We start from the raw sequence: 1,127 nt of genomic DNA, 5'->3' as shown, positions 1-1,127 counted from the left end.
TTCCTTAAGTTCAATCCTCTTTTTTCAAGGAGAGGTAATTTTCCATTATTCATTGTTCATTATCAATTGTTGAAACTCGCCCCTATATTAAGGTAAGGAAGAAGGAAGAATATTGTGTTGCCTGAGTTCTATATAGAATCTGATTATATATTATATGTTTATAACTATACTTCAAGCCTTAAATCTCCCCACTCCCCCACTCCCCTACTCCCTACTCCCTACTCCCTAAATATATGAGTCATAAACGGATTTTTGTAACGGGTGCTAGTGGGTGTATCGGTCATTATATTGTTGAGTCATTAATTCAAAATACTCAACACGAACTTTTCTTATTAGTGCGAAACCCGGAAAAGTTAAAAGTTGATTATAAAGCTCGTTCGGGTATAAATCTTTTAACAGCAAATCTCCGAGAAATTGAAAGATTTTCAGATTTACTTTCAGAAATTAATGTGGCTATTCTCATTGCTACTGCTTGGGGAAATTTACAGGAAGTATTTGATATAAATGTTGTCAAAACAATTAAATTAGTCAAATTACTCAATCCAGAAGTATGTGAAAATATTATCTATTTTTCTACAGCTAGTATTCTTGATAGTCAAAACAAATTACTCAAAAAAGCTGGTGAGATTGGTACTGATTATATCCGCTCTAAATATGACTGTATGTATCAGTTATCTCGACTCAAGAATGTTCCTCCTCTAACTTGTCTTTTTCCTACTTTGGTTTTAGGAGGGAATGAGGAAAAACCTTATTCTCATCTTTCCTCTGGTTTGCCAGAAATAATTAAATATATTGGTTTAATTCGGTGGTTGAAAGCTGATGGGAGTTTCCATTTTATTCATGCTGAGGATATTGCTAGAGTCGTTACTTATCTAGTAGAAAAACCGCCCCAGTCAAAAGAACTACAAAAATTAATTTTAGGGAACCCACAAGTTACAGTTAATCAGGCTATTGATGAAATTTGTGCATATCTGAATAAACGAATTTATCTCCAGTTTAATTTGTCTCCTTGGTTCATAGAAGTAATCATTTCAGTATTCAAAATTCAAATGGCAGCTTGGGATAGATTTTGTTTGGAATATCGTCATTTTACATATCAAAATCCAGTTAATCCAGCTACTTTTGAA

Annotated in this window: 1 protein-coding gene; it reads left to right on the top strand. The window is 33.2% G+C overall.

All coding sequences use genetic code 11. The annotated features are described in order from the left end of the window. Window positions 1–233: 233 nt before the first annotated feature. On the top strand, window positions 234–1,127 hold an 894-nt coding region (locus AC3DU7_RS29085; protein WP_488042735.1), incomplete at its 3' end, for an NAD-dependent epimerase/dehydratase family protein.

It is taken from the genome of Okeania sp., assembly GCF_983059655.1.
The sequence above is the reverse complement of the archived record's forward strand: the minus strand, read 5'-3'. Positions and strand labels throughout refer to the sequence as shown.